Origin of the sequence: Pseudomonas frederiksbergensis, assembly GCF_003732705.1 — a bacterium.
In the GTDB taxonomy this organism is placed as follows: Bacteria; Pseudomonadota; Gammaproteobacteria; order Pseudomonadales; family Pseudomonadaceae; genus Aquipseudomonas; species Aquipseudomonas frederiksbergensis_F.
Genome location: NZ_MOBR01000044.1, coordinates 104,798 through 131,188, shown reverse-complemented (window position 1 = coordinate 131,188; position 26,391 = coordinate 104,798). Strand labels below are relative to the sequence as shown.

The window sequence follows — 26,391 nt, the reverse complement described above, 5'->3', positions numbered from 1 at the left end:
TACGATGACACACCGCCATCGCGAGCAAGCTTTGCTCCTACGGGGTTTGCGCCATCCTGTAATAAGTGCCAGTTGGATTCACTGCCGCACTCGGAGTAATGTTCCCGCCTGTCTCGCCTGATTTTCTCCAAGGAAGTGGAAATATGCTGCGTCGCCGCATGCTGATCATGTTGGGTGTTGTGTTGCTGATCGTGCTGGCCCTGGGCGGTTACAAGGCCTTTTCGATTTACACGATGATCCAGGGTTTTTCCAAACCGAAACCGCCCATCAGTGTCGCCGTGGCCACGGCCACCGAACAGCCGTGGCAGTTGCGCTTGCCCACTGTCGGCACGCTCAAGGCGTTGCAAGGGGTGAACCTGAGCCTGGAGATCGCCGGCACCGTCAAGGAGCTGATGTTCGAGTCAGGGCAGAAGGTCAAGGCCGGGCAACCGCTGCTGCAACTGGACAGCGCCGTGGAGAGCGCCCTGCTGGAAACCGCCCAGGCTGACCTCGGGCTGGCGCAGCTGGATTTCGGTCGCGGCAGTCAATTGGTCGACAGCCGCGCCATCTCCAAAGGCGAGTACGACCGGCTCTCGGCCCAATTGCAAAAGAACAAGGCCACGGTTAATCAACTCAAGGCCTCCCTGGCGAAGAAACGCATCCTCGCGCCGTTCAGCGGCACCATCGGCATTCGTCAGGTGGACGTCGGCGACTACCTCGCCAGCGGCACGATGATCGCCACCCTGCAAGACCTCAGCAGCCTCTACGTCGACTTCTTCCTGCCCGAGCAATCGGTGCCGAAGATTGGCCTCGGCCAACCGGTGCAGGTCATCGTCTCGGCCTATCCGACGCAGAGCTTCCCCGGCACCATCAGTGCGATCAACCCGAAGGTCGAGAACACCACCCGCAACATCCAGGTACGCGCCACGCTGGCCAACCCGGATGGCAAGTTGCTGCCGGGCATGTTCGCCAGCCTGCAAGTGATGTTGCCGGATCCGCAACAGCACATCGTCGTGCCGGAAAGCGCGATCACCTACACCCTCTACGGCAATTCGCTGTACGTGGTCGGGCAGAAAAAAGCCGAGGACGGCAGTGTCGAAAAAGACGACAAGGGCCAACCGATCCTGATCGCCGAACGACGCTTCATCGAAACCGGCGAACGCCGTGATGGCCTGGTGATGATCAACAAAGGCGTGCAGAGCGGCGAACAAGTGGTCACGGCCGGCCAGATCAAACTGGACAACGGCGCACACATTGCCATCAGCGACGACAAGACCCTGACCGATAAGAACAGTCAGCCACGTACTGACTGATCAAGGAATCCTCATGGCTTTTACCGATCCGTTCATCCGCCGCCCGGTGCTCGCTACCGTGGTCAGCCTGTTGATTGTGCTGCTGGGTTTCCAGGCCTGGAGCAAGCTGCCGCTGCGCCAATACCCGCAAATGGAAAACGCCCTGATCACGGTGACCACCGCTTACCCCGGGGCCAACGCCGAAACGATCCAGGGCTACATCACCCAACCGATGCAGCAGAGCCTGGCGAGCGCCGAGGGCATCGACTACATGACGTCGGTCAGTCGCCAGAACTTCTCGGTGATCTCGATCTACGCGCGCATCGGTTCCAACAGCGACCGTTTGTTCACCGAACTGCTGGCCAAGGCCAACGAGGTGAAGAACAAGCTGCCCCAGGACGCTGAAGACCCGGTGCTGAGCAAGGAAGCGGCCGATGCGTCGGCACTGATGTACATCAGCTTCTTCAGCAAGGAGTTGAACAACCCGCAGATCACCGACTACCTGTCCCGGGTCATCCAGCCAAAACTGGCGACGTTGCCCGGCATGGCCGAAGCCGAGATTCTCGGCAACCAGGTGTTCGCCATGCGCCTGTGGCTGGACCCGGTCAAACTCGCCGGTTTCGGCTTGAGTGCCAGCGACGTGACCAACGCGGTGCGCCAGTACAACTTCCTTTCCGCCGCTGGCGAAGTGAAGGGCGAGTACGTGGTCACCAGCATCAACGCCAACACCGAACTCAAGTCTGCCGAAGCCTTCGCCGCGATTCCGCTCAAGGTGTCGGGTGACAGCCGCGTGTTGCTCAGCGATGTGGCGCGGGTCGAGATGGGCGCCGAAAACTACAACGCCATCAGCTCCTTCGGCGGTACGCCGTCGGTGTACATCGGCATCAAGGCCACACCCGGCGCTAACCCGCTGGACGTGATCAAGGAAGTGCGCAAGATCATGCCGGAGCTGGAAGCCCAGCTACCGCCCAACCTGAAAAGCGAAATCGCCTACGACGCCACGCTGTTTATCCAGGCGTCCATCAACGAAGTGATCAAGACCCTGTTCGAAGCCGTGCTGATCGTGATTGTCGTGGTGTTCCTGTTCCTCGGCGCCCTGCGCTCGGTGGTGATCCCGGTGGTGACCATCCCGCTGTCGATGATCGGCGTGATGTTCTTCATGCAAATGATGGGTTACTCGATCAACCTGCTGACCCTGCTGGCGATGGTGCTGGCCATCGGGCTGGTGGTGGACGATGCGATTGTGGTGGTGGAGAACATTCACCGGCACATTGAAGCCGGCAAGACACCCCTGGATGCCGCCATTGAAGGGGCCAGGGAAATCGCCATGCCGGTGGTTTCCATGACGATCACCCTGGCGGCGGTGTATGCGCCAATCGGCTTCCTCACCGGCCTCACCGGGGCACTGTTCAAAGAGTTTGCCCTGACGCTGGCCGGGGCGGTGGTGATCTCGGGCATCGTCGCCCTGACCCTGTCGCCGATGATGTGCGCCTTTTTGCTGCGCCACGACACAAATCCCAGCGGCCTGGCCCATCGCCTGGACCTGATTTTCGAAGGCCTCAAGCGCCGCTACCAGAGCATGCTCCACGGCACGCTCAACACTCGGCCAGTGGTGCTGGTGTTCGCGGTGATCGTACTGTGCCTGATCCCGGTGTTTCTCAAGTTCGCCAAGTCGGAACTGGCGCCGGACGAGGACCAGGGCATCATTTTCATGATGGCCAACGCCCCGCAGCCAACCAACCTCGATTACCTGAACACCTACACCGACGAGTTCATCACGATCTTCAAGGAGTTTCCCGAGTACTACTCCTCGTTCCAGATCAATGGCTTCAATGGCGTGCAATCGGGCATTGGCGGTTTCCTGCTCAAGCCGTGGAACGAGCGCCATCGCACGCAAATGCAAATCCTGCCCGAGGTTCAGTCCAAATTGGGGAACATCCCCGGTTTGCAGATTTTCGGTTTCAACTTGCCCTCCCTGCCGGGCACCGGTGAGGGATTGCCGTTCAAATTCGTCATCAACACCGCCAACGATTACGCCTCACTGCTGGACGTGGCGGAGCGGGTGAAAAAACGCGCGCTGGCGTCCGGCAAGTTTGCCTTCGTCGATATCGATCTGGCGTTCGACAAACCGGAAATCGTGGTGGATATCGACCGCGCCAAAGCAGCACAGATGGGCGTTTCGATGCAGGATCTGGGCGGCACCCTGGCGACGCTGCTGGGTGAGGCGGAGATCAACCGGTTCACCATTGAGGGGCGCAGCTACAAAGTCATCGCCCAAGTCGAGCGGGCTTACCGGGATAACCCCGACTGGCTGAACAACTACTACGTCAAGAACACCCAGGGCGAACTGCTGCCCCTGTCGACCCTGATCACCGTCACCGACCGGGCGCGGCCACGGCAACTGAACCAGTTCCAGCAACTCAACGCGGCGGCCGTGTCCGGGTTCCCGCTGGTCAGTATGGGCGAGGCCATCGACACCGTGCGCCAGATCGCCCAGGAAGAAGCGCCGGCGGGTTTTGCCTTTGACTATGGCGGCACATCACGGCAATTCGTCCAGGAAGGCAACGCGCTATGGGTGACCTTCGCCCTGGCGCTGGCGATCATTTTCCTGGTGCTGGCGGCGCAGTTCGAGAGCTTCCGCGACCCGCTGGTGATTCTGGTCACCGTGCCGCTGTCGATTTGCGGCGCGTTGATTCCGTTGTTCCTCGGTTGGTCGAGCATGAACATCTACACCCAGGTCGGACTGGTGACGCTGATCGGGCTGATCAGCAAGCACGGGATCCTGATCGTCGAGTTCGCCAACACGCTGCGCAAGGAGAAGGGGTTGAGCCCGCGCGAAGCGGTGGAGGAAGCGGCGGCCATTCGCCTGCGCCCGGTGCTGATGACCACGGCGGCGATGGTATTTGGCATGGTGCCGCTGATTCTGGCCACGGGCGCGGGTGCCGTCAGCCGGTTTGATATCGGCACGGTGATCGCCACAGGGATGTCGATCGGGACGTTGTTTACCTTGTTTGTGCTGCCGTGCGTGTACACGCTGCTGGCCAAACCGGATAAGCCCTCCGTCCGATGATCGTTCCCACGCTCCGCGTGGGAATGCCTCTTGTGACGCTCTGCGTCACGCTTTGGGACGCGGAGCGTCCCGGGCTGCATTCCCACGCGGAGCGTGGGAACGATCAGGCATGTGGGAACGATCAGGCAAAAAAAGACCCCGCATCCGCGAGGCCTTTTATTTGGGCTTCAATCTGTTCAACTCTGCGGCCTCAATCCCTGTGAAAGTCCGAACATGAACAGTAACAAGTCATGGTCAGGTTGTGTCGCCACGGTTGCTTTGGCAACCCGTGGCAATGGACAGTGAGCGTCACCGTTCACTGCGCTGAGGACTTGCGTGCGGGGCTGCTCCCAAGCCGCCACCGCCAATGAAGCAACTGCCAAGGCTCCTAGAAGAAACACACCTCGTGCAATTTCGAGTTTCATCGCTATAAACCCTTGATAGCGCTGCCAAACGCCGTCTCATAAAAATAGACCAGATTCTTCCAGTCTGTATCGCTGAACGACGAGTGGCGCCGCAATTGCTTCATGTCATGGGCGGCGGCGCGCTGGGCGGTCAAACGCTGGCGACATTTCTCCAGATCGATCAGGGCGACTTCAACCGTGGCCGCCTCGCCTTCGCCGGTGACCCGCACAAACACGTGCTTGATGTAGATGCAGCTGTGCTGCCAGCGGCCCTTATGCATGCGGGCCAGGTTCTCGGCCAGTTCCTTGAGGACGCGCTCGTGCACCACTTCGCCGTGACGTTCGCGACCGCCACCGGCATACCAGTGTTCGATTTCTTCGAAACCGTCCAGAGACTTGGTGACCAGCAACGCACGCCATTTGTGCACCGGGTCCCGTTGGGCACCGCAGAACACCATTTGCGGAACGCGCACACCCAACGCAGTCAAGCCGATCAGCGCATCACGCTCGCGCAATACGGTCGGTCGGCCGAAGGGGTGCAACCAGCTGCGATAGATATGCCCGGTCTGGCGCTTGGCGTACAGCAGTTGCCCGTCGCTGCTGCGCACGCGCTGCACGCCACTTTCGCCACCGCGACGAATATTGGGTTCTTCTACCCATTCACCGCGCTGATTCCAGAAGTAGTCGAAGCGGTCCTGAGGAGCGACTTCCGTTTCTGCTGCACATTGCACTGCCATCCTGTTACCTCTTGCGTAATACGTAAACCCGCCACATGGCATAGAGCGGTATGAAGTCCAGTTGTTCCTGAATTCGGAAACCCGCCTGCTCGAATTCCTTCTCTACCGTAGCCGCTGGTAACACAAAGCGATTTTGGTAACCTTCCTGCCCGCGTTTTTTCTCGGCGCGCTTGCGTTTCCAGGCCTTGAAGTTGCCGTCCACCCACAGCGAAATGATCACGCTGTCACGGGTGACACGCTCGAACTCACGCAGAATGGCCAGTCGGTGCTCGGCTTCCCCGATGTGATGGAGCAAACGCATGCAGAAAATGCTGTCGACGGCGTTATCAGGCAAAGCAATGTCGAATGCAGACGTGTGCAAGGGTTGTACCCGTTTCACCACTTCGGCTGGCTGAGACTGAGTGGCGATCTTCAGCATTGACTCGGAGTTGTCGGCTCCGATGATCACTCGGTTGGGTTTTTCCGCCAGTAACGGCCAGAAACGCCCCGCACCGCTGGGTAAATCGAGGACCAACCCAGGCTCACCGGCCAGGGTCAAAGCCTTGCGGGCCAATTGCTCATCACGCCAATGGGACAACCGACGACCGAGACCGTCCTGATGCTTGCGCAAGTATTTTTGCGCGTGCTGATCGTCGTACTTTTCGGAAAAATCCAGTTTGATCGGGCCCGTCATCATCAAAATCTCCTGTATTGCTGATGACACCTACGTTAAGTAGCGCCGTGTCAGCGTCAGGTCATGACTTTGTGAAAACTTCGTTGTGTACAACAGTGAAGTATTTCAACGTTTTACAGGGGGTCGATGGTAGCGCGGGGCCACCACGGAAAAGATTGCGGCGCCCGAAGTCGCGCAGGAGTTGCCGAACGCTAGGGTTTTTCGCGCAATCAGACTCGAGGCTTACCCAACTCCACCTCAAAGCGGCATCCGTTAGGTTCCATGGTGGTCAGGCTGACGGTCCAGCCCTGGTTCTCACAAATCCGCTGCACCAGCGACAGGCCCAACCCCAGGCCTTCGCCACGCTTCTCGCTGCCACGCACGAAGGGTTCGAACATCGCCTCGCGCTTTTCTTCGGGAATCCCGACGCCACTGTCCTCGACCACAAACCCGTTGTTGGTCAGCGAGAGTCGAATGAAGCCGGTTTCGGTGTAGTGCAGCGCATTGCGCAACAGGTTGCCCATTACCGCGTGGAGCAAGGTTGCGTTGTAGCGGTTGCTCGACGGATTGCCCGGTTCGAAGGACAGCGCCAGCCCCTTGGACTCTATCGGCTCACGCCAAAGACCGAGCAGCCCGTCGGCGATCTGACTGACAGTCTGCTGCGGCGACATGCTGGCGTCTTCACGCTGGGCGCGGGCGAGCATCAGGAAGGTTTGCACCAGTTCGCGCATTTCCTCACAGGCCCGGGCGATTCGCTCGACCTGGGCTCGACCGCGCTGGTCGATGCCCGGGTTTTCCAGCAGCAATTCGCAGGAACTGGCTAGCACCATCAGCGGCGTACGCAATTCATGGCTGACGTCGCTGGTGAACAAGCGCTCACGGGTCAAGGCCTGCCGCAAGCGCCCGAGGGTGGCGTCGAAAGCCACCGCCAGTTCGCCCACTTCATCCGCGGCATAATCCGGCGCCAGTGGCGGCGCCAACCCGAGTAACTGATCGCGGTGACGTACCTGACGGGCCAATCGCACCACCGGCGCCATGACTTTTCGCGCGAGGATCCAGCCGAGAAAAACCGCCAGTGCCAGGCTCAGTACGAAGCCCACCAGCACCACGGCAAACAGAACACGCTCACGCTCTTCGAAATCACTCTGGTCTTGCAACAGCACGTAACGTCGGCCGTCGACGATTTCAACCATCGAGTGATACGACAGCTGCTCGCGAAAGACTTCGTGAAAACCGGGTTCCAGATGGCGCAGATCCTTGGGCAACTCGAAGTCCCCCGGGCCGCCGCTGAAATAGAACAGCTGATCCGGCTCCGGTCGGTGGCTCCAGTCTGTGACGCTGTCCATCAGCAACAGGCGCTGCAAATCACCGCCCAGGCCTGCCGAAATCAGTTTCTCTTCCACCAGGTGCACGGTCGCCACGATGCCCATGGCGAAAGCCCCTGCCACCAGTGCGCTCATCAGCGCAAAGGCGATGATGATCCGTTGAGCAAGGCTCTGCTTAAACTCCATCACGGCCCTCGGCCAAGCGATAACCCACGCCGTGCACGGTTTGCAGCAGCGGCTTGGCAAACGGTTTGTCGATCACCTGGCGCAGTTGATGAACGTGGCTGCGCAGGCTGTCGCTGTCCGGGCAGTCATCGCCCCACAGGGCTTCTTCGAGGATTTCGCGGCGCAGCACATGGGGGCTTTTCTGCATCAGCACCGCCAGCAATTTGAGGCCGACCGGGTTGAGTTTCAGCAGGCGGCCTTCGCGGGTCACTTCCAGGGTATCGAGGTCGTAGCTCAGGTCGCCGACCTGCAATGAACGGCGCCCGCCACCCTGGGTACGGCGCATCACTGCTTCAATGCGCGCGGCCAGTTCAGACAGGGCAAAAGGCTTGATCAGGTAATCATCGGCGCCGGACTTGAAGCCCTGCAGCCGGTCATCCAGTTGATCCCGGGCGGTGAGCATGATCACCGGCGTATCGCGGCGGGCGTCTTCACGCAGGCGTTTACACAGGGTGTAGCCGTCGATACCGGGCAGCATGATGTCGAGCACGATCAAGTCGTAGTGTTCGGTAGCCGCCAGGTGCAAACCCGACAAACCGTCCTGCGCGCAATCCACGGTATAACCCTTAAGCCCCAGGTAATCGGCCAGATTGGCGAGGATATCGCGGTTGTCTTCAACCAATAAAATTCGCATGGGCACTCCTCCGTACACAGTAACAGCCGTCTTGGCCCGCGCAGCTTACGACCAAGCGCAGCGCACGGCTAGGGCTGAGAACCGCATCCATCCATTCGTTCAACCAATTGACCGAGTTAACAAGTTTTTCACTATCGATTCACAACCTCACGACAGTGTCTGGTTTAAACTCCCGCGCCATTGATATAAGGAACGTAGCCAATGGACTTCTTAAAGACTGCGCCTATGCGCTTTCTGCTGCTTGTCACCAGCGCCTGGCTGGTAATTTTCTTTCTGACCCGAACGGTTCTGCTGCTCACTCACCTGGAGGAGGCTGGTAGCGGTTTCTTGTCGGTTTTTGCTATCGGATTTCTTTACGACCTGGGCTTCATTGCATACGCCGTCCTGCCGATGGGCTTGTACTTGCTGCTTTGCCCGCCCGGCTTGTGGCGTCGCCGGGGCCATCGCTGGTTTCTGCAGGCGCTGCTGACTGTCAGCCTGTTTGCGATGTTGTTCACCTCGGTGGCCGAATGGTTGTTCTGGGACGAGTTCGGTGTGCGCTTCAACTTCATCGCCGTTGATTACCTGGTGTACTCCGACGAAGTCTTGAACAACCTGCTGGAGTCGTACCCGATCGGCACGTTGTTGAGCGTTCTCGCCGTGCTGGCCGTGGCGCTGAGCCTGGTGTTGCGCAAGGCGTTCAATGCTGCACTGGATGCCCCGCTCCCACCCCTGCGCCGACGCCTGCTCAATGCCTTGGTTCTGTTGATCGTTGCCGGCCTGAGCCTGCAACTGCTTAGCCAGGACGCGCCGCGGGCCCAGGGCGGCAATGCTTATCAGAACGAACTGGCGAGCAATGGCCCGTACCAATTCTTCGCCGCGTTCCGCAATAACGAACTGGATTATCCGCAGTTCTATAAAACACTGCCGCCAGACGTCGTGGCCAAGCAGATTCGCGCCGAACTCAGCGAACCCAACGCCCAGTTCGTCGGCCAGGACCCACAGGATATTCGCCGCAACATCGACAACCCTGGCACCCCGCGCAAACCCAATATCGTGCTGGTGACCATCGAAAGCTTCAGCGCCAAGTACATGGGCAGCAACGGTGACGAGCGCAACCTGACGCCGAACCTCGATGTCCTGCGCAAGCAGAGTCTGTACTTCAACAATTTCTACGCCACCGGCACCCGCACCGATCGCGGCCTGGAAGCCATCACCTTGGCCATCCCGCCGACGCCGGGCCGTTCGATCGTCAAGCGCGTAGGCCGTGAAAGCGGTTTTGCCAGCCTCGGCCAGCAACTCGGCGCCGTGGGTTACGACAGCGTATTCGTGTATGGCGGGCGCGGTTACTTCGACAACATGAACGCGTTCTTCAGCGGCAACGGTTACCGCGTGGTCGATCAGAGCAGCGTCGATGAATCGGAGATTCACTTCAAGAATGCCTGGGGCATGGCGGACGAAGACCTCTACAACCAGACCCTGAAACTGGCCGATGCCGACTACGCCAAGCAGCAGCCCTTTCTGCTGCAACTGATGACCACTTCCAACCATCGTCCTTATACCTACCCCGACAACCGGATCGACATCAAATCCGGTAACGGCCGCGACGGCGCGGTGAAGTACACCGACTACGCCATCGGCCAGTTCCTCGAACAGGCGCGACAGAAACCGTGGTTCGACAATACGATTTTCGTGTTCGTCGCCGACCACACTGCGGGCAGCGCCGGTAAGGAAGACTTGCCGATCAGCAACTATCAGATTCCGTTGTTCATCTATGCACCGAAGCTGATCGATGCCCGGGAGACCGCACAATTGGCCAGCCAGATCGATCTGGCGCCGACCCTGCTGGGTTTGTTGAACCTGGATTACCAATCGACATTCTTTGGCCGCAATCTGTTGCAGGACAATCCGCTGCCTCCGCGGGTGGTGGTCGGCAACTATCAACATTTGGGGTTGTTCGACGGCAAGGATCTGGCGATCCTGAGTCCGCGCCAGGGGCTGCGTCGGCATGATGATGCGTTGACCGAGAGCCGCGAATCGAAAGCCCAGGCCAATGACCCGTTACTCACCCGCGCCATCACCTATTACCAAACCGCCAGTTATGGCTTCAAGCAACAGCTGCTTGGCTGGAAAGCGCCCATGGAGGGCACGCCCCAAGTCAGCGACCGTTAACCGAATGACCCCGGGCTGATGCCCCGGGGCTTTTCCCCTGTTCAGGATCCACCATGTCATCAACCGCTGTTCGCCCCGCCTCCCGGCCTCTCAATTTCTGGGTATGCCTCGGGGTTCCTGCCATTGCGGCGATCATTCTGGTGCTGCTCGAACTCACCGACCTGGACATGGACCTGGCCAGGTACTTTTATGATCCGGTGGCCGGTGATTTCATTGGCCGGCACAGTTACTTCCTCGAAGACATTCTGCATGACCGGGCCAAACAAGTAGTCATCGCCTTCTCGGTGTTTGCGGTGATCGGTTTTATCTGCGCGTTTTTTGTCGAAAAACTCAAACCGTTCAAACGGGAGCTGGGTTGCCTGGTGCTGTCTCTGGGCCTGGCCACTTCCTTTGTCACCCCGGTGAAAGTGGTAACGGCGGTGCAATGCCCGTGGAGCCTGGAACAGTTCGGCGGCCATGAAACCTACAGCGAACTGCTGAGCCCGCGCCCACACACCAACAAACCTGGCCGCTGCTGGCCCGGCGGTCATGCGGCCACCGGCTTCACCCTGTTTGCGCTGTTCTTCGTGTTGCGCGACCGTCGCCCTCGGCTGGCGCGCAAGGCGTTTATCTTTGCGGCAGCCCTGGGCACGGTGTTCTCCATCAGCCGGATGATGCAGGGCGCGCATTTCTTCTCCCATAACGTGTGGACGGCGATTTTCTGCTGGTTGATATGTCTGGGGTCGTATTACTACATCCTGTATCGACCGGCGGGCAAGGCTGAACGGGTTACCAAGGCGCAACCGGTCAGCGTCTGAGCTGACGTCTTCGCGGGCAAGCCTCGCTCCTACAGGATCGTGGTTGTCATCGCGATTGATGACACACCCCCCTGTAGGAGCGAGGCTTGCCCGCGAAGAGGCCGTAAGAAACAACATACCTTTTGACCAATAATAAAAAACCCCGCCTGCTTTCGCAGGCGGGGTTTTTTTACAGGGGTAAGGCTGGCTTACATCATGCCGCCCATGCCACCCATACCGCCCATGTCTGGCATACCGCCGCCAGCACCGCCTTCTTCCTTGATCTCGGCGATCATGGCTTCGGTGGTGATCATCAGGCTGGCGATGGAAGCCGCTGCCTGAAGAGCCGAACGAGTCACTTTGGCCGGGTCCAGGATACCCATTTCGATCATGTCGCCGTATTCGCCGGTAGCAGCGTTGTAACCGTAGTTACCCGAACCCTGCTTGACCTTGTCGACTACAACGCTTGGCTCGTCACCGGAGTTGGCAACGATCTGGCGCAGTGGCGCTTCAACAGCGCGACGCAGCAACTGGATACCAACGTCTTGATCGGCGTTGTCGCCTTTCAGTTCGGAGATAGCCTGCAGAGCGCGAACCAGTGCCACGCCGCCGCCAGGTACCACGCCTTCTTCAACGGCTGCACGGGTAGCGTGCAGGGCGTCTTCAACGCGGGCTTTCTTCTCTTTCATTTCTACTTCGGAGCCCGCGCCAACCTTGATCACTGCAACGCCGCCGGACAGCTTGGCCAGGCGCTCTTGCAGTTTTTCACGGTCGTAGTCGGACGAAGTATCAGCCACTTGCTGACGGATTTGCAGAACGCGAGCCTGGATATCAGCTTCAACGCCGGCGCCGTCGATCACGGTGGTGTTTTCTTTGGACAGGATCACGCGCTTGGCATTACCCAGGTGTTCCAGGGTAGTGCTTTCCAGGCTCAGACCGATCTCTTCGGAGATAACGGTACCGCCAGTCAGAACAGCGATGTCCTGCAGCATGGCCTTGCGACGGTCGCCGAAGCCAGGAGCCTTGACGGCTGCGACTTTAACGATGCCACGCATGTTGTTCACAACCAGAGTCGCCAGGGCTTCGCCTTCAACGTCTTCGGCCACGATCAGCAGTGGACGGCCGGCTTTTGCAACGGCTTCCAGTACTGGCAACATTTCGCGGATGTTGGAGATCTTTTTGTCGACCAGCAGGATCAGCGGACCGTCGAGCTCGGCAGTCATGGTCTCTGGCTTGTTGACGAAGTACGGGGACAGGTAGCCACGGTCGAACTGCATGCCTTCAACAACCGACAGTTCGTTTTCCAGGCCCGAGCCTTCTTCAACGGTGATCACGCCTTCTTTACCGACTTTTTCCATGGCTTCGGCAATGATGTCGCCGATGGAGTTGTCGGAGTTGGCCGAGATGGTGCCGACCTGAGCGATGGCCTTGGTGTCAGCGCAAGGCTTGGACAGGGCTTTCAACTCTTTGACGATAGCGATGGTCGCTTTGTCGATGCCGCGTTTCAGGTCCATCGGGTTCATGCCGGCAGCGACGGCTTTCAGGCCTTCGTTGACGATCGATTGAGCCAGAACGGTAGCGGTGGTGGTGCCGTCGCCTGCGTCATCGTTGGCACGGGAAGCAACGTCTTTGACCAGCTGCGCGCCCATGTTTTCGAAACGGTCTTTGAGTTCGATTTCTTTGGCTACGGAAACGCCGTCCTTGGTGATGGTCGGAGCGCCGAAGCTCTTCTCGATGATCACGTTACGGCCTTTAGGGCCCAGGGTCGCTTTTACTGCGTCAGCCAGGACGTTTACACCGGCGAGCATTTTCTTGCGGGCGGAATCGCCGAATTTAACTTCTTTAGCAGCCATGATCGATATTCCTTAAATACTTTGTAGTAGCGGGAAAATGAGCGGGGAATCAGCCTTCGACAACAGCGAGGATTTCGCTCTCGCCGATAACCAGCAGGTCTTCGCCGTCGACTTTCACAGTGTTGCTGCCGGAGTAAGGGCCGAACACAACCTTGTCACCCACTTTCACGGACAGCGCACGCACTTCACCGTTTTCCAGGACTTTGCCCGGGCCTACAGCGAGGACTTCACCCTGGTTTGGCTTTTCAGCAGCCGAACCTGGCAGGACGATGCCGCCAGCGGTTTTCTTCTCTTCTTCGCTGCGACGGACGACGACGCGGTCATGCAGAGGACGAAGCTTCATTGTCGATCTCTCCTAATTGTGGTTTTCATCGGCCGGTGTATTCCCGGCGGGTTTAACAAATCCGGCGGTGCCGGGTGCGGTTCGTCAAGCGAACCGCGGAAGTCTGTCTGGCATGATCGCCAGAAACCTTGCGGTGACCGTTACATAAGGGCGCATAAGCTTATTACAAGGGCGAGCAAGCAAATTTTTTCATGTGGCTGCCCGCAAACGAACACGGCACCCGAAGGTGCCGTGCAGCTGAAACGCTTTACTTGGGATCGTGGTGTTCGAACTCGCCTTCAATCACATTGGGCTCGCGGCCCAGCGGTTGTTGCCGTGGAGCAGGACCGCCCCGCGACTGCAGGTCTTCAGCGAATGCACGCTGGCGGATCGCTTGTTCTTCGGCACGCTGACGCATCTTGTTCGCCAGCAGACGACGAGACAGCGGCAGCAACATGATCAGGCCCAGCACGTCAGTGACGAAGCCCGGCAGGATCAACAGACCGCCTGCCAGTGCCAGCATCAGGCCTTCCAGCATGGTCTGGGCCGGCAGCTCGCCGCGGTTCAGGCTTTCACGGGCACGCAGTGCAGTGGCCAGACCGGCGATACGCAGCACGAACACGCCGAGCATCGAGCCGAGAATGATCAGCAGCAGGGCCGGGAAAAACCCGATCGCCCCGCTGACCTTGACGAATACGAACAGCTCCAACACCGGAAACAGTACAAAGAGCAATAAAAAAGGGCGCATCAAATGGTTCCTCAACGCAAGAATGCCTTGCCAGTAAGCCTTAGATGACGTCGCCACTTCGTGAATTCAAGCGTCGGCCACTTCATTTTTTGGCCAATGCTCGGCGTGAGCCAGGAAAACCAAGGCTTCGCGCACTTGTGTCGGCGTATTACACGGCGCTTGAAACGGCAACCAGTACAGCGCCTGACCGATGCGCAGGTGCATGCCTTCGGTGTCGATGCCGGCCAATACCGCCGGTTCGGTTTTCGGCAAACCGGCCAGTTCGACGTAATGGGCGATGGCTTTGGTGTGGTCAGCATTCATGTGCTCGACCATGCTCACCTCGGCCTTGCCGGCGAACGGGTTGGCCAGGGTCAGTTGATCGACCCAGTGAATCGCGCCGAAGCCGCCGATGTAACGGTGACGTACCGGCTTGAGCACCCAGAAATCGAAATCGTGGGCCTTGTGGTAGTTCTGCGAATCCGGGAAATAGCGGTAATAACGTTCGGCAGACGCTTCGATAGCGGCGGCGTCTTCAATCTTTTCGGCCTCGGCCAGATAGGTCAGGCGACCAACGGCTTGTACGTCTTCGGCCCCGCGCTCGCCCACGAACAGTGAGCATTTCGGATCTTTTTGCAGGTTGTGGGTGTGCTGGGCGATGCGGCTGATCAGGATCAGCGGCCAGCCCTGCTCGTCCAGGCAGTACGGAACCACCGAGCCGAAGGGGAAACCGGGCATCGCCTTGGAGTGCGTCGAAAGCACTCCGCGGTATTCCTTGAGAAGCAATTCTCGGGCATTCTTGGCCGCTTCAACGCTCAATTTATGACTCCTTATATAGAATCCGTCGAAAAAACGGACAGGCGCCTGGGGATAAGTATCCAGCACGCCATCGGGGCAGTTCTCATGTGCAACCAGGCCACATCAGGTGCAGATCGAGAGGCCCTCTACAAGGACACCACTCAGACCTGCTTATTGGGGCATGCGAATGCAACTCACTGACAAAGTAATCATTATCACTGGCGGTTGCCAGGGTTTAGGCCGTTCGATGGCCGAGTATTTCGCAAGCAAGGGCGCGAAACTGGCGCTGGTCGATCTGAACCAGGAAAAGCTCGATGACACCGTCGCCGCGTGCAAGGCCAAGGGTGTCGAGGCCCGCGCCTACCTGTGCAACGTCGCCAATGAAGAACAAGTGACGCACATGGTCGCCCAAGTGGCTGAAGATTTCGGCGCGATCCATGGCCTGATCAACAACGCCGGAATCCTGCGTGACGGCCTGCTGATCAAGGTCAAGGACGGCGAAATGACCAAGATGAGCCTGGCCCAGTGGCAAGCGGTGATCGACGTCAACCTGACCGGCGTGTTCCTGTGCACCCGTGAGGTCGCGGCGAAAATGGTCGAGCTGAAAAACAGCGGCGCGATCATCAATATTTCGTCGATCTCCCGTGCCGGCAATGTGGGCCAGACCAACTACTCCGCCGCCAAGGCCGGTGTTGCTGCGGCGACCGTGACCTGGGCCAAGGAACTGGCGCGCTACGGTATTCGCGTGGCGGGCATCGCGCCGGGCTTTATCGAAACCGAGATGACGCTGGGTATGAAGCCGGAAGCGCTGGAAAAAATGACGGCCGGGATTCCGCTCAAGCGCATGGGCAAACCGGATGAAATCGCCCATTCGGCGGCGTACATTTTCGAGAACGACTACTACACCGGTCGGATTCTGGAGATGGATGGCGGGTTGCGGATCTAAAGTCATCGCACAACCAATGTGGGAGCGAGCCTGCTCGCGAAGGCGATTGAACATTCAACAAATATGCTGACTGTTACACCGCATTCGCGAGCAGGCTCGCTCCCACACTGGATCGTGTTTCTTCTGTGATTAATCGTCGCTGACGGTGATAGTCGGCATCGCTGGTGTCGCCGCTTCTTGCAACACAATTCGCGCGCCGACATGGCGGGCGAGTTCCTGATACACCATCGCAATCGGGCTGTCCGGCTCGGCGATCACCGTTGGCTTGCCGCCATCGGCCTGCTCACGGATGGCCATCGCCAGTGGCAACGACGCCAGCAGTTCAACGCCATACTGGGTGGCCAATTTCACACCGCCGCCCTCACCGAACAAATGCTCGGCATGTCCGCAGTTGGAGCAGATGTGCACGGCCATGTTTTCCACCACACCCAGCACCGGGATGTTGACCTTGCGGAACATTTCCACGCCTTTGCGTGCGTCCAGCAAGGCCAGGTCCTGCGGTGTGGTGACGATCACTGCGCCGGCCACCGGGACTTTCTGTGCCAGGGTCAATTGAATGTCGCCGGTGCCTGGCGGCATGTCGATGACCAGGTAATCCAGGTCGCCCCACGCGGTTTGGGTCACCAGTTGCAACAGCGCACCGGACACCATCGGACCGCGCCAGACCATCGGCGTGTTGTCGTCGGTCAGGAACGCCATGGACATCACTTCGACGCCATGGGACTCGATCGGCACGAACCACTTCTGATCCTTGACCTTCGGTCGGGTGCCTTCTGGAATACCGAACATGATGCCCTGGCTCGGACCATAGATGTCGGCGTCGAGAATCCCGACCTTGGCGCCTTCACGGGCCAACGCCAGCGCCAGGTTGGCGGCGGTGGTGGACTTGCCCACGCCACCCTTGCCGGAGGCCACGGCGACCACGTTCTTGACGTTGGCCAGGCCCGGGATCTGTGCCTGGGCCTTGTGCGCGGCGATGACGCTGGTGATCTCGACGCGAGCGCTCGCCACGCCGTCCAGGCCTTGAATGGCCATTTCCAGCATCTGTGCCCAGCCACTCTTGAACAGACCGGCGGCATAACCGAGTTCCAGCTGGACGCTGACGCGATCGCCCTGGATCTCGATGTTGCGCACGCACCCGGCGCTGACCGGGTCCTGGTTCAGGTAAGGGTCGGTGTATTGGCGAAGGACGGCTTCCACCGCTGCGCGATTGACGGCGCTCATGGGCAACTCCGATAGCAAGACTGGAAAATCAGGCGGGTATCCTACGCCGGACACGGATTTGTGGCGAACAGATTACTGTGACTGGAATGCTTCCTGTGGCGAGGGAGCTTGCCCCCGTTGGGTGGCGGGGCCGCCCCAGCTTTTTTTCTGACCGGGACACCTTCGCTTGCAGATTTACGACTGCTTCGCAGCCGAACGGGGGCAAGCCCCCTCGCTACAAAAGCACGTTTGTAACAATAAGCCCTTGGGCCTCGGGGGTGAAAAATATGCGCCAGCGCTTTATAGTGGCCGACCTCCGTTTCATCAAGTAGCCGAGCCCCATGTCCGAGCCACGCAAGATCCTCGTCACCAGCGCCCTGCCCTATGCCAATGGTTCGATCCATCTTGGCCACATGCTGGAATACATCCAGACCGACATGTGGGTGCGCTTCCAGAAGCACCGCGGCAATCAATGCATCTATGTCTGCGCCGACGACGCCCACGGTTCGGCCATCATGCTGCGTGCAGAAAAGGAAGGCATCACCCCGGAACAACTGATCGCCAACGTCCAGGCTGAACACAGCGCCGACTTTGCCGAGTTCTTGGTGGACTTCGACAACTTCCACTCCACTCACGCCGAAGAAAACCGTGAGCTGTCGAGCCAGATCTACCTGAAGCTGCGCGACGCCGGGCACATCGCCCAGCGCTCGATCACGCAGTACTTCGACCCGGAAAAGAAAATGTTCCTGGCCGATCGCTTCATCAAGGGCACCTGCCCGAAATGCGGCACTGAAGATCAGTACGGCGATAACTGCGAAAAATGCGGTGCAACCTACGCCCCTACCGACCTGAAGGATCCGAAGTCGGCGATCTCTGGCGCCACCCCGGTGCTCAAGGATTCCCAGCACTTCTTCTTCAAATTGCCGGACTTCCAGGAAATGCTGCAAGCCTGGACCCGCAGCGGCACCCTGCAGGACGCGGTCGCCAACAAGATCGCCGAATGGCTGGATGCCGGCCTGCAACAGTGGGACATCTCCCGCGATGCGCCGTACTTCGGCTTCGAGATTCCGGGCGAGCCGGGCAAGTATTTCTACGTGTGGCTGGACGCGCCGATCGGCTACATGGCCAGCTTCAAGAACCTGTGCGCCCGTCGTCCGGACCTGGACTTCGACGCGTTCTGGGCCAAGGATTCCACCGCCGAGCTGTACCACTTCATCGGCAAGGACATCGTCAACTTCCACGCCCTGTTCTGGCCGGCGATGCTTGAAGGCGCGGGTTTCCGCAAGCCGACCGGTATCAACGTGCACGGCTACCTGACTGTCAACGGCCAGAAAATGTCCAAGTCCCGGGGCACCTTCGTCAAAGCGCGGACCTACCTGGACCACCTGTCGCCGGAATACCTGCGCTATTACTACGCGGCCAAGCTGGGCCGTGGCGTCGACGACCTGGACCTGAACCTCGAAGACTTCGTGCAGAAGGTCAACTCCGACCTGGTGGGCAAAGTCGTCAACATCGCCAGCCGTTGCGCCGGTTTCATCCAGAAAGGCAATGCCGGGGTGCTGGTGGCGGGTAACGCTGCGCCGGAACTGACCGAGGCCTTCCTGGCCGCCGCGCCAAGCATTGCCGACGCCTACGAGGCCCGCGACTTTGCCCGCGCCATGCGCGAGATCATGGGCCTGGCCGACCGCGCCAACGCCTGGATCGCCGACAAGGCGCCGTGGTCGCTGAACAAACAGGAAGGCAAGCACGACGAAGTCCAGGCCATCTGCGCCCTGGGCATCAACCTGTTCCGCCAACTGGTGATCTTCCTTAAACCGGTGCTGCCACTGCTGGCCGCCGATGCCGAGGCGTTCCTCAACGTCGCGCCGCTGACCTGGAGCGATCACGCCACGCTGCTGAGCAATCATCAGTTGAACGAGTTCAAACCGTTGATGACCCGCATCGACCCGGTAAAAGTGCAAGCCATGACCGACGCCTCGAAAGAAGACCTGACCGCCAGCGCCACCGATACCGGCGAAACTGCGCCGGCCGGCAATGGCGAGCTGGTCAAGGAACCGCTGTCGCCGGAAATCGACTTTGATGCGTTTGCAGCAATCGATTTGCGCGTCGCGCTGATCGTCAAGGCCGAACACGTGGAAGGCGCCGACAAGCTGTTGCGCCTGACGCTGGACATCGGTGACGAGCAACGCAACGTGTTCTCCGGAATCAAGAGTGCTTATCCGGATCCGTCCAAGCTCAATGGTCGTCTGACCATGATGATCGCCAACCTCAAGCCCCGGAAAATGAAGTTCGGCATCTCCGAAGGCATGGTGATGGCGGCCGGCCCTGGCGGTGAAGAAATCTACTTGTTGAGCCCAGACAGCGGCGCCAAGCCGGGTCAGCGCATCAAGTAAGGCACTTCGCTGAACAAGTCCCACAGTCGTGCCTGGCATGCCTGTGGGATTTTCATGTCTGGCCCATACTATCTCTCATGCATGGCCTCACTTTGTAGGGGTAATTATCAGCCCAACGATATGTGGATACGGACGCTTAGGTAACCAGGTCATGACCGAATTGCTTCTCACGCTTATCAGCGCAGCCCTGATCAACAACCTCGTGTTGCAGTGGCCGCTGGGCGTCGATCCGCTGGTGGGTGCCGAACAACGGCAGGTCCATGCGCTGGGCATTGCCACGGCGAGTCTGATGCTGATCGTTGGCCTGCTCGGTTACGCAATCTACCACTGGCTGTTGGTGCCGCTGGACCTCACGGCCCTGCGCCTGTTCGTGTTCCTGCCACTGAGCGTTTTGCTGATTGCCCCGCTGCTGAAGCTGCTGTCGCGATCACTTCCAAAACTTTCATTCGAGGGCCTCTGGCCATTGCTGCTGGGCAACGCCGGCGTGCTCGGCCTGACCTTGCTCAACGCTCAGGACGACCAGGGATTTTTCCACGCCACCGCCCTGAGCCTCGGCGCCGGGTTGGGTTTCTGGCTGGTGCTGAGCCTGTTCTGCGACTTGCAACAGCGCACACGTGATAACGATGTTCCCCTGCCCTTTCGTGGCTTGCCGATCCAGTTGATCGGCGCCGGACTGATCGCAGTGGCTTTTCTCGGATTCAGTGGACTGATCAAAACATGAGTCTGATTCAACGCATCGACGCCCTCTTGCCCCAGACCCAATGCGGCAAGTGCGGCCACCCCGGATGCAAGCCCTACGCCGAAGGCATCGCCAGCGGCGAGTCGATCAACAAATGCCCGCCGGGCGGCAGCGAAACCATCGCTGCCCTCGCGGATCTGCTGAAGGTGCCAGTGCTGGAACTGGATGTCAGTCGCGGTTCGGCGCCGGCGCAGATTGCCTACATTCGCGAAGCCGAATGCATTGGCTGCACCAAATGCATCCAGGCTTGCCCGGTGGACGCCATTGTTGGCGCGGCAAAGCTGATGCACACCGTGATCGTCGATGAATGCACCGGCTGCGACCTGTGCGTGGCGCCGTGCCCGGTGGACTGCATCGAAATGCGCCCGTTGCCGCTGGCCACGGTGCTGCCGATCGTCGGCGGCCTGGCGTTCAGCCTCGAAGAACAACGGGCCCGGGCCACCAAGCGCAATCGGGCGCGGCGGCGTTTCGAGCAACGCAACGCTCGGTTGCAGCGGGAAGTACAACAGAAAATTGCCGAACGTCAGGCCCGCGCGCAACGTGCCGCGCAACCCAGCGAAATGGCGGTTAATCCGGTCCAGGCGGCCCTTGAGCGGGTTCGCGCGCAGAAAGCGGCGACGGCTGATGCGGCGCTGAAAAAGGCCAAGATCGATGTGGCCATGAGTCGGGCGCAATTGAACAAATCGCTCAAGGCATTCGGGCATCCGCCGACCTTCGAGCAGCAATCGCAACTGATCGTGCTGCAACAACAGTTCGAAGTCGCCGAGCAGGCGTTGGCGCAACTGGAAAGCAGCGCGCCACCCGCCCCGGCGCCTGTTGCCCCGGCGAAAGACGCGGAGCTGAAACGGGCAAAAATCCAGTTAGCCATGCGCCGCGCCGAACTGAAAAAAGCGCAGACCAGCGAAGCTCCGGTAGAACAGATCGAAGCGTTGGCGCTCGCATTGAAAAATGCCGAACAGGCCTTGCACGAGGCTGAAGCGCTCAGCGATCAACCGGCACCTGACCTGATGCGCGTCGAAAAACGCCCGATCAACAGCCAACTTCGACAGCTGAAAACCGAATTGGCCTACGCCCGTGCGGACGTCAGCAAACTTGAACGACATCCCGATACGCCTGCCGAGTTGATGGACAAGGCCCGCGCCCGACTGCTGGAAGCCGAACGTCTGGTGGAGGCCTATGTCGCCCCTTGAATCGGTAGACGAACGCCTTCAGCAGGCCATGAAGCTGGTATTGCTGGCCACCGTGCCGGGGATGCTGGTGTTGTTTTGGCTGTACGGCTGGGGGGTTTTGATCAATCTGATTCTGACAGCGATGACGGCACTGGCCGTCGAGGCTGCCGTGCTGAAGCTGCGCCAACGCCCGCTCAAACCCACCTTGAGCGACGGCAGTGCCTTGGTCACGGCGACGCTATTGGCGTTGGCGTTGCCGCCTTATTGTCCGTGGTGGCTGACGGTCAGTGCGGCCAGCGCCGCGATGCTGTTCGGTAAACACCTGTATGGCGGCGTGGGCAAGAACCCGTTCAACCCGGCCATGCTCGGTTTCGCCCTGGCGCTGGTGACCTTCCCCCAGCCGATGACCCATTGGCCGTCATCCCATGGCATGGACCTGCTCGGCGGCCTTCAGCAGATCTTCGGTTTCAGTTTCAGCCAGACGCCGGATGCCTGGGTCCAGGCTACGGCGCTGGACAGCCTGCGCATCAATAAAAGCCTGACCATGGATGAGCTGTTCGCCGGCAACCCGGCGTTCGGCCATTTCGGCGGACGTGGCGTGGAATGGGTCAACCTGGCGTTTCTGGCCGGTGGCGCCTTTCTGCTGCAGCAACGGGTGTTCAGTTGGCATGCACCGGTCGGCATGCTCGCCAGCCTGTTCATCATTAGCCTGTTGTGCTGGAACGGTTCGGGCTCGGACTCCCATGGTTCGCCGCTGTTTCATTTGCTCACTGGCGCAAGCATGCTGGGTGCCTTCTTTATCATCACGGAGCCGGTGTCCGGCGCTAAAAGCCCGGGTGCCCGGTTGATGTTCGGTGTGGGCGTCGGGCTGCTGACTTATCTGATTCGAACCTGGGGTGGTTACCCTGACGGCGTGGCCTTCGCCGTGCTGCTGATGAACCTCTGCGTACCGGCGCTGGAGCGGTTTGTCGCCGCCCGGCAGGAGCGAAACGCACCATGAACCGGGCGGCCAGCGTTGTGACATTGGTGTTATTGGCCGGCCTGGGAATGGGCGCGACTTACCTTGTGCATCACACCAGCGCTGCTCGGATTGCCACTGAACAACGCCTGATCGACAGTCGCACCCTGCTGGATATGTTGCCGCCCGACAGCTACGACAACCAGCCACTGGAACAGCCATTGGCCCTCGACAACATTGCGCTGGCCAACAGCACACTGCTGGGGGGTTACCTGGCAACCAAGACCGGCCAACCCAGCGCCGTTTTGCTGCGTAGCCAGACGGTGGGTTATACCAGCACCATCGAGTTACTGGTCGCCATCGACGCCAACGGCAAACTGCTCGGGGTCAAAACCCTCAAACAGGCGGAGACGCCGGGCCTGGGCGGTCGTCTCGCCGACTGGCCGAACGCCTGGTTGCACCTCTTCACCGGTAAGTCGCGCACTGATCCCGCTGACACTGGCTGGGCGCTGAAAAAGGATCAGGGACAATTCGATCAAATGGCCGGTGCGACCACCACCTCAAGAGCGGTAATCAACGCCGTTCACGAGGCCTTGCGCTACTTTGATGAACATCGGCAACAGTGGGTCGGGAGCAGCGTCCATGAATAAGGCCTCTGTGCAGAACTCGCTGATGCTGGCGCCACTGATCGGCGCCACCGGCTCTCTGATGACCGCCCTGGGCCTGTGGCTGATGTTCGTGGCGGTGATGGCTGTGTATGGCGCCGGGATGGGACCTTTGCGTGCCCGACTCGTCCCGTGGGCACGTGTGCCAGCCGGCGTTATGCTGGCGGCCGCGCTAACCAGTTGCGCTGAGCTCGCCGGGCAAGCCTGGTCGCTGCAATGGCAGCAACACCTGGGGTTGTACGCCGGACTGATCGCCTTGCAATGCGTCGTAATGGACAGCAATGATTTTTTCCACAGCCCTTGGCCTGATCGCTTGCGCCTGTGTGGCCTGTTCGGCGCGTTAATGGTGGGCATGGGCCTGCTGCGCGAACTCATCGGCAACGGCACTCTCGCTGCGCATCTGTCCTGGCTGACCGGCGGGTTGGATTGGCCCGGCGTTGTTCTGACTGCCGACGGCGGCCTGCGCCTGGCTACCCTCGCCCCCGGCGGATTCATTCTGCTGGGGTTATTGATCGCCGGCTGGCAAGCCTGGCATCGTCAAACGCCCTCAAACTGACCGCTTACGAGGAAACGCATCACCCATGAATGCCGCAAAACGTTACGAAATCTTCCGCAGGCTGCACGAAGACAACCCGGAACCGAAAACCGAACTGGCCTACTCCTCAGCGTTTGAACTGCTGATCGCGGTGATTCTGTCGGCACAGTCCACCGATGTCGGCGTCAACAAGGCCACGGCGAAACTCTATCCGGTGGCCAATACCCCGGCGGCGATTTATGCCCTGGGGGTCGAAGGGCTGACGGAGTACATCAAGACCATCGGCCTGTTCAACAGCAAGGCCAAGAACGTGATTGAAACCTGTCGCCTGCTGGTGGAAAAACACGGCGGCGAAGTGCCCCAGACCCGCGAAGAGCTGGAGGCCCTGCCCGGTGTCGGCCGCAAGACCGCCAACGTGGTGCTCAATACGGCGTTCCGTCAGTTGACCATGGCCGTGGACACCCATATTTTCCGGGTCAGTAACCGTACCGGCATTGCTCCCGGCAAAAATGTGGTCGAGGTGGAAAACAAGCTGATGAAATTCGTGCCCAAGGAGTTTCTGCTCGACTCCCATCACTGGCTGATCCTCCACGGGCGCTACGTTTGCCTGGCCCGCAAGCCCCGCTGCGGCAGTTGCCGGATCGAGGACTTGTGCGAATACAAGCAAAAGACCTCGGACGATTGAGGCGCTATTAGATTTATTGATATGCCGATTGAAAAAATCTTTTTTACCCGCCGGGAGAATGTCGATATAAGGAGCGCCAAAGGCAGTCTTAGCCTGGAGTAACAAAATGAGCACTGGCAAAGAGCAATTGGACGTAGAAGACGACTTCACCCCCGTTGAAGCCGATGACGCTGAACCGGTGGTTGAGGTAGCAAAAACCAACCTGAGCAAGCGCCGCACCATCGACAATCTGCTGGAGGAGCGCCGACTGCAAAAGCAATTGGCCGATTACGATTTTGATTTATGACACCTGAAAGCCTCCCGAAACGGAGGCTTTTTACCAGGTGGCGTCATACCAGGCCATTACGCTGGGCCAGTTCGATCAAGTCCACCAGTGAGCGAGCATTGAGCTTCAACAACAACCGGGTTTTGTAAGTACTGACGGTCTTGTTGCTGAGGAACATTCCATCGGCAATCTCCTTGTTTGTCTTTCCCCTGGCCAGCTGTTGCAACACCATCATTTCCCGCCCCGACAAACGATCCACCATATCGGCTTCACTGGCATTGCCAAGACTGGCCCGAACGGTATGCAAGGCTTGATTGGGGAAGTAGCTGTAGCCTGACAATACGGCCTTGATAGCACTGAGCAATTCAGTGAGGTCCTGTTGCTTGCAAACATAACCGGCAGCACCCGATTGCATGCAGCGCATTGAAAAATGCCCCGGCGCCTGGGAAGTCAGTACTAACACTTTCAAAGGCAATGCTACCGATGTCAGGCGCGCGATGACTTCCAGCCCATCCAGTTTCGGTATTCCGATATCCAGGATGACAATGTCCGGCATATGTTCACGAGCAAGTTGCAATGCATCCACACCATTGTCAGTTTCTGCGATGACTTCGTAGCCATGACGTTCCATTAGCAAACGCACCGCAAGACGAATGACGGGATGATCATCCACGATCAGCACTTTATTCATGGGCAAGTCCAATTTCGCTGTTCGAATTTTTAGAGCCCGCACAATAGCCTAGTCGTTTCACCCGTGGCATGCCGCCCCCCCCAAGCACCTACACCGAGAGACATTCCCTACAAGCAACACGGATAATTCCTACAAAAAAACCTTGAAAGTAATGAGTTTGAAAACGTGAAATCTTAAGAGCGCCCGACGTCAGGTGCGTTTTTTTGTATCGACTTACAACCAACACCACGTATAACCGACAGCCCCGTAACAGTTCCAGCATTCTCTGCCTATAGGCCTACGCTGAAAGGTAACCGATATTGTCAGTATCAAAATCCATACCAGAATACAAACCGTTAAATACCTGCCCACATCGAAAGACTCGCACGCAACACGCAACATAAACTTTTGAAACAAGAACATCCAACATATAAAAACCACGAGAACTACAGTTAGCTGATATCACCACGACTACTTGCACAGAACGGATACTCACCAACAAAATACTAAACCTGAACCACCCGACCTACACACACTTTATTCACACGAGAAAAAGCCTATCCCATGAGCAAACAACATGAAAAAATTCAAAAAAAGAATCACGAACCCGCTGACGATTATTGCGATATTTGCAGCACTTTCTGAAACATCGGCAGCGGTCTCCCTGCCCTTTCTCGATAATAGCGAACGAGAACTCTACGTCTGGTTTTTAATCAGTTTTCCGTTTTACTTACTCTTTCTTTTTTTTCTCACGCTCAACTTCAACTATCGATCGCTTTACGCCCCCTCTGACTTTGATAAAGACAAGAACTTCATAAAAGTCATTGATAACGCCGAGCGACCTCCCGGCCCTGGGTTTTCAACCAGAGTGAGGAGGTTTCGTAGCTGGTTCTGGCGTGCACAGGACGCGCCAATTCCGATCCAATTGTTCACAGGCATCCGGGCGCAACACAGCATGTATCTGCCGGGGCCGATGAAGGGATTGAGCATCATTGATACGCGCGGGATAGGTAAGCCGGTGGAGTTCGCCACCTTAATGGAGAAAATCTGTGAACCACGGAGTCACCCCACAAAGGTGATCGTGTTTCTTGCTTGCGGCGAGTCAGAGAAGGTACTGAAGGAAAGCGCACTCAAGTATTCGAAGCACAAAAGCAAAGGCGCTTGCGAAACCTTCTGCATTGTCTACAACTTGAACTCACAAGGCGTGACGGTGCTGGATCACGGGTTAGACGCGTGATC

At 58.8% G+C, this 26,391-nt stretch carries 24 protein-coding genes and 1 pseudogene; 14 read left to right on the top strand and 11 right to left on the bottom strand.

Annotated elements, in window-relative coordinates; all coding sequences use genetic code 11:
- The first annotated feature begins 143 nt into the window (after positions 1-143).
- Positions 144-1,292 carry an efflux RND transporter periplasmic adaptor subunit gene (locus BK667_RS31965; RefSeq protein WP_123515046.1) on the top strand — a complete coding sequence of 383 codons (1,149 nt, stop codon included), beginning with the start codon at positions 144-146 and terminating at the stop codon, positions 1,290-1,292.
- Positions 1,293-1,305: 13 nt separating this feature from the next.
- Entirely contained in the window at positions 1,306-4,341 is a 3,036-nt protein-coding gene (locus tag BK667_RS31960) for a multidrug efflux RND transporter permease subunit (protein WP_123599981.1), read from the top strand.
- 176 nt (positions 4,342-4,517) lie between these two features.
- Here the strand turns inward: BK667_RS31960 and BK667_RS31950 are convergent, their stop codons facing one another.
- The 5 genes from BK667_RS31950 to colR all read right to left on the bottom strand — a co-directional run bounded on the left by BK667_RS31950 (position 4,518) and on the right by colR (position 8,297).
- Positions 4,518-4,745: a hypothetical protein gene (locus BK667_RS31950; RefSeq protein ID WP_082356595.1), complete on the bottom strand. Its 228-nt coding sequence runs from the start codon at positions 4,743-4,745 to the stop codon at positions 4,518-4,520.
- A 2-nt stretch (positions 4,746-4,747) separates the two neighbouring features.
- Positions 4,748-5,461 (bottom strand): lipopolysaccharide kinase InaA family protein, encoded by a 714-nt coding sequence (locus tag BK667_RS31945; protein WP_123515052.1) that lies wholly within the window; start codon positions 5,459-5,461, stop codon positions 4,748-4,750.
- A 4-nt stretch (positions 5,462-5,465) separates the two neighbouring features.
- Complete coding sequence (locus tag BK667_RS31940) at positions 5,466-6,134, bottom strand: class I SAM-dependent methyltransferase (RefSeq protein WP_123515148.1); 669 nt, start codon at positions 6,132-6,134, stop codon at positions 5,466-5,468.
- Between the two features lie 209 nt (positions 6,135-6,343).
- Entirely contained in the window at positions 6,344-7,624 is a 1,281-nt protein-coding gene (locus BK667_RS31935; protein WP_123599979.1) for a sensor histidine kinase, read from the bottom strand.
- Positions 7,614-8,297, bottom strand: a complete 684-nt coding sequence (gene colR / locus BK667_RS31930) for a two-component system response regulator ColR (RefSeq protein WP_090180812.1) — start codon at positions 8,295-8,297, stop codon at positions 7,614-7,616. The genes BK667_RS31935 and colR overlap by 11 nt, the downstream gene beginning before the upstream one ends.
- 201 nt (positions 8,298-8,498) lie before the next feature.
- Between colR and BK667_RS31925 the strand changes: the two genes are divergently transcribed.
- Both BK667_RS31925 and BK667_RS31920 read left to right on the top strand, forming a co-directional pair.
- Complete coding sequence (locus BK667_RS31925) at positions 8,499-10,448, top strand: LTA synthase family protein (protein WP_123515056.1); 1,950 nt, start codon at positions 8,499-8,501, stop codon at positions 10,446-10,448.
- A gap of 53 nt (positions 10,449-10,501) precedes the next feature.
- Positions 10,502-11,245 (top strand): phosphatase PAP2 family protein, encoded by a 744-nt coding sequence (locus BK667_RS31920; protein ID WP_123599978.1) that lies wholly within the window; start codon positions 10,502-10,504, stop codon positions 11,243-11,245.
- Between the two features lie 188 nt (positions 11,246-11,433).
- Here the strand turns inward: BK667_RS31920 and groL are convergent, their stop codons facing one another.
- The 4 genes from groL to BK667_RS31900 all read right to left on the bottom strand — a co-directional run bounded on the left by groL (position 11,434) and on the right by BK667_RS31900 (position 14,945).
- Positions 11,434-13,077 carry a chaperonin GroEL gene (gene groL / locus BK667_RS31915; protein ID WP_054045163.1) on the bottom strand — a complete coding sequence of 548 codons (1,644 nt, stop codon included), beginning with the start codon at positions 13,075-13,077 and terminating at the stop codon, positions 11,434-11,436.
- 49 nt (positions 13,078-13,126) lie between these two features.
- Positions 13,127-13,420 (bottom strand): co-chaperone GroES, encoded by a 294-nt coding sequence (locus BK667_RS31910; protein ID WP_017340553.1) that lies wholly within the window; start codon positions 13,418-13,420, stop codon positions 13,127-13,129.
- Between the two features lie 247 nt (positions 13,421-13,667).
- Positions 13,668-14,147, bottom strand: coding sequence for an FxsA family protein (locus BK667_RS31905; RefSeq protein WP_123515060.1), 480 nt, complete (start codon positions 14,145-14,147; stop codon positions 13,668-13,670).
- Between the two features lie 66 nt (positions 14,148-14,213).
- On the bottom strand, positions 14,214-14,945 hold the full coding sequence (locus BK667_RS31900) for a HugZ family pyridoxamine 5'-phosphate oxidase (protein ID WP_123599977.1): 732 nt from the start codon (positions 14,943-14,945) through the stop codon (positions 14,214-14,216).
- Positions 14,946-15,111: 166 nt separating this feature from the next.
- On the opposite strand from BK667_RS31900, the gene BK667_RS31895 reads away from it, so the two are divergent.
- On the top strand, positions 15,112-15,870 hold the full coding sequence (locus tag BK667_RS31895) for an SDR family oxidoreductase (protein WP_123599976.1): 759 nt from the start codon (positions 15,112-15,114) through the stop codon (positions 15,868-15,870).
- Positions 15,871-15,999: 129 nt separating this feature from the next.
- Here the strand turns inward: BK667_RS31895 and apbC are convergent, their stop codons facing one another.
- Complete coding sequence (apbC, locus tag BK667_RS31890) at positions 16,000-17,094, bottom strand: iron-sulfur cluster carrier protein ApbC (protein ID WP_123599975.1); 1,095 nt, start codon at positions 17,092-17,094, stop codon at positions 16,000-16,002.
- A 320-nt stretch (positions 17,095-17,414) separates the two neighbouring features.
- Here apbC and metG point away from each other — a divergent pair, with 320 nt between their 5' ends.
- From metG to BK667_RS31845, 8 genes and pseudogenes are all read left to right on the top strand, one after another.
- A complete protein-coding gene (gene metG / locus BK667_RS31880) occupies positions 17,415-19,466 on the top strand; it encodes a methionine--tRNA ligase (protein WP_123599973.1) in 2,052 nt (683 codons plus the stop codon).
- Positions 19,467-19,617: 151 nt separating this feature from the next.
- On the top strand, positions 19,618-20,187 hold the full coding sequence (locus BK667_RS31875; RefSeq protein WP_123599972.1) for an electron transport complex protein RnfA: 570 nt from the start codon (positions 19,618-19,620) through the stop codon (positions 20,185-20,187).
- A 17-nt stretch (positions 20,188-20,204) separates the two neighbouring features.
- A pseudogene (rsxB, locus tag BK667_RS34120) lies at positions 20,205-20,579 on the top strand (electron transport complex subunit RsxB); the annotation flags it as partial.
- Positions 20,580-21,381: 802 nt separating this feature from the next.
- Positions 21,382-22,374 (top strand): RnfABCDGE type electron transport complex subunit D, encoded by a 993-nt coding sequence (locus BK667_RS31865; protein WP_123599970.1) that lies wholly within the window; start codon positions 21,382-21,384, stop codon positions 22,372-22,374.
- On the top strand, positions 22,371-22,982 hold the full coding sequence (locus tag BK667_RS31860) for an RnfABCDGE type electron transport complex subunit G (RefSeq protein ID WP_123599969.1): 612 nt from the start codon (positions 22,371-22,373) through the stop codon (positions 22,980-22,982). Before BK667_RS31865 ends, BK667_RS31860 begins: the two co-directional genes overlap by 4 nt.
- Positions 22,975-23,553 (top strand): Rnf-Nqr domain containing protein, encoded by a 579-nt coding sequence (locus BK667_RS31855; RefSeq protein WP_123599968.1) that lies wholly within the window; start codon positions 22,975-22,977, stop codon positions 23,551-23,553. Before BK667_RS31860 ends, BK667_RS31855 begins: the two co-directional genes overlap by 8 nt.
- Positions 23,554-23,578: 25 nt before the next feature.
- Positions 23,579-24,217, top strand: coding sequence for an endonuclease III (gene nth, locus BK667_RS31850; protein WP_054613670.1), 639 nt, complete (start codon positions 23,579-23,581; stop codon positions 24,215-24,217).
- A gap of 106 nt (positions 24,218-24,323) precedes the next feature.
- A complete protein-coding gene (locus tag BK667_RS31845; protein ID WP_007898493.1) occupies positions 24,324-24,503 on the top strand; it encodes a PA3496 family putative envelope integrity protein in 180 nt (59 codons plus the stop codon).
- Positions 24,504-24,546: 43 nt separating this feature from the next.
- Here BK667_RS31845 and BK667_RS31840 read toward each other — a convergent pair whose 3' ends face one another.
- Positions 24,547-25,173, bottom strand: coding sequence for a response regulator transcription factor (locus BK667_RS31840; RefSeq protein ID WP_123515084.1), 627 nt, complete (start codon positions 25,171-25,173; stop codon positions 24,547-24,549).
- A 556-nt stretch (positions 25,174-25,729) separates the two neighbouring features.
- Between BK667_RS31840 and BK667_RS31835 the strand changes: the two genes are divergently transcribed.
- Entirely contained in the window at positions 25,730-26,389 is a 660-nt protein-coding gene (locus BK667_RS31835) for a hypothetical protein (RefSeq protein ID WP_123599967.1), read from the top strand.
- Positions 26,390-26,391: the final 2 nt, after the last annotated feature.

What these genes read in the sequence shown, in the direction of transcription:
- BK667_RS31965 (WP_123515046.1), top strand. Translation starts at nt 144, where the DNA reads ATGCTGCGTCGCCGCATGCTGATCATGTTGGGTGTTGTGTTGCTGATC.
- BK667_RS31960 (WP_123599981.1), top strand. Translation starts at nt 1,306, where the DNA reads ATGGCTTTTACCGATCCGTTCATCCGCCGCCCGGTGCTCGCTACCGTG.
- BK667_RS31950 (WP_082356595.1), bottom strand. Translation starts at nt 4,745, where the DNA reads ATGAAACTCGAAATTGCACGAGGTGTGTTTCTTCTAGGAGCCTTGGCA.
- BK667_RS31945 (WP_123515052.1), bottom strand. Translation starts at nt 5,461, where the DNA reads ATGGCAGTGCAATGTGCAGCAGAAACGGAAGTCGCTCCTCAGGACCGC.
- BK667_RS31940 (WP_123515148.1), bottom strand. Translation starts at nt 6,134, where the DNA reads ATGACGGGCCCGATCAAACTGGATTTTTCCGAAAAGTACGACGATCAG.
- BK667_RS31935 (WP_123599979.1), bottom strand. Translation starts at nt 7,624, where the DNA reads ATGGAGTTTAAGCAGAGCCTTGCTCAACGGATCATCATCGCCTTTGCG.
- colR (WP_090180812.1), bottom strand. Translation starts at nt 8,297, where the DNA reads ATGCGAATTTTATTGGTTGAAGACAACCGCGATATCCTCGCCAATCTG.
- BK667_RS31925 (WP_123515056.1), top strand. Translation starts at nt 8,499, where the DNA reads ATGGACTTCTTAAAGACTGCGCCTATGCGCTTTCTGCTGCTTGTCACC.
- BK667_RS31920 (WP_123599978.1), top strand. Translation starts at nt 10,502, where the DNA reads ATGTCATCAACCGCTGTTCGCCCCGCCTCCCGGCCTCTCAATTTCTGG.
- groL (WP_054045163.1), bottom strand. Translation starts at nt 13,077, where the DNA reads ATGGCTGCTAAAGAAGTTAAATTCGGCGATTCCGCCCGCAAGAAAATG.
- BK667_RS31910 (WP_017340553.1), bottom strand. Translation starts at nt 13,420, where the DNA reads ATGAAGCTTCGTCCTCTGCATGACCGCGTCGTCGTCCGTCGCAGCGAA.
- BK667_RS31905 (WP_123515060.1), bottom strand. Translation starts at nt 14,147, where the DNA reads ATGCGCCCTTTTTTATTGCTCTTTGTACTGTTTCCGGTGTTGGAGCTG.
- BK667_RS31895 (WP_123599976.1), top strand. Translation starts at nt 15,112, where the DNA reads ATGCAACTCACTGACAAAGTAATCATTATCACTGGCGGTTGCCAGGGT.
- apbC (WP_123599975.1), bottom strand. Translation starts at nt 17,094, where the DNA reads ATGAGCGCCGTCAATCGCGCAGCGGTGGAAGCCGTCCTTCGCCAATAC.
- metG (WP_123599973.1), top strand. Translation starts at nt 17,415, where the DNA reads ATGTCCGAGCCACGCAAGATCCTCGTCACCAGCGCCCTGCCCTATGCC.
- BK667_RS31875 (WP_123599972.1), top strand. Translation starts at nt 19,618, where the DNA reads ATGACCGAATTGCTTCTCACGCTTATCAGCGCAGCCCTGATCAACAAC.
- BK667_RS31865 (WP_123599970.1), top strand. Translation starts at nt 21,382, where the DNA reads ATGTCGCCCCTTGAATCGGTAGACGAACGCCTTCAGCAGGCCATGAAG.
- BK667_RS31860 (WP_123599969.1), top strand. Translation starts at nt 22,371, where the DNA reads ATGAACCGGGCGGCCAGCGTTGTGACATTGGTGTTATTGGCCGGCCTG.
- BK667_RS31855 (WP_123599968.1), top strand. Translation starts at nt 22,975, where the DNA reads ATGAATAAGGCCTCTGTGCAGAACTCGCTGATGCTGGCGCCACTGATC.
- nth (WP_054613670.1), top strand. Translation starts at nt 23,579, where the DNA reads ATGAATGCCGCAAAACGTTACGAAATCTTCCGCAGGCTGCACGAAGAC.
- BK667_RS31845 (WP_007898493.1), top strand. Translation starts at nt 24,324, where the DNA reads ATGAGCACTGGCAAAGAGCAATTGGACGTAGAAGACGACTTCACCCCC.
- BK667_RS31840 (WP_123515084.1), bottom strand. Translation starts at nt 25,173, where the DNA reads ATGAATAAAGTGCTGATCGTGGATGATCATCCCGTCATTCGTCTTGCG.
- BK667_RS31835 (WP_123599967.1), top strand. Translation starts at nt 25,730, where the DNA reads ATGAAAAAATTCAAAAAAAGAATCACGAACCCGCTGACGATTATTGCG.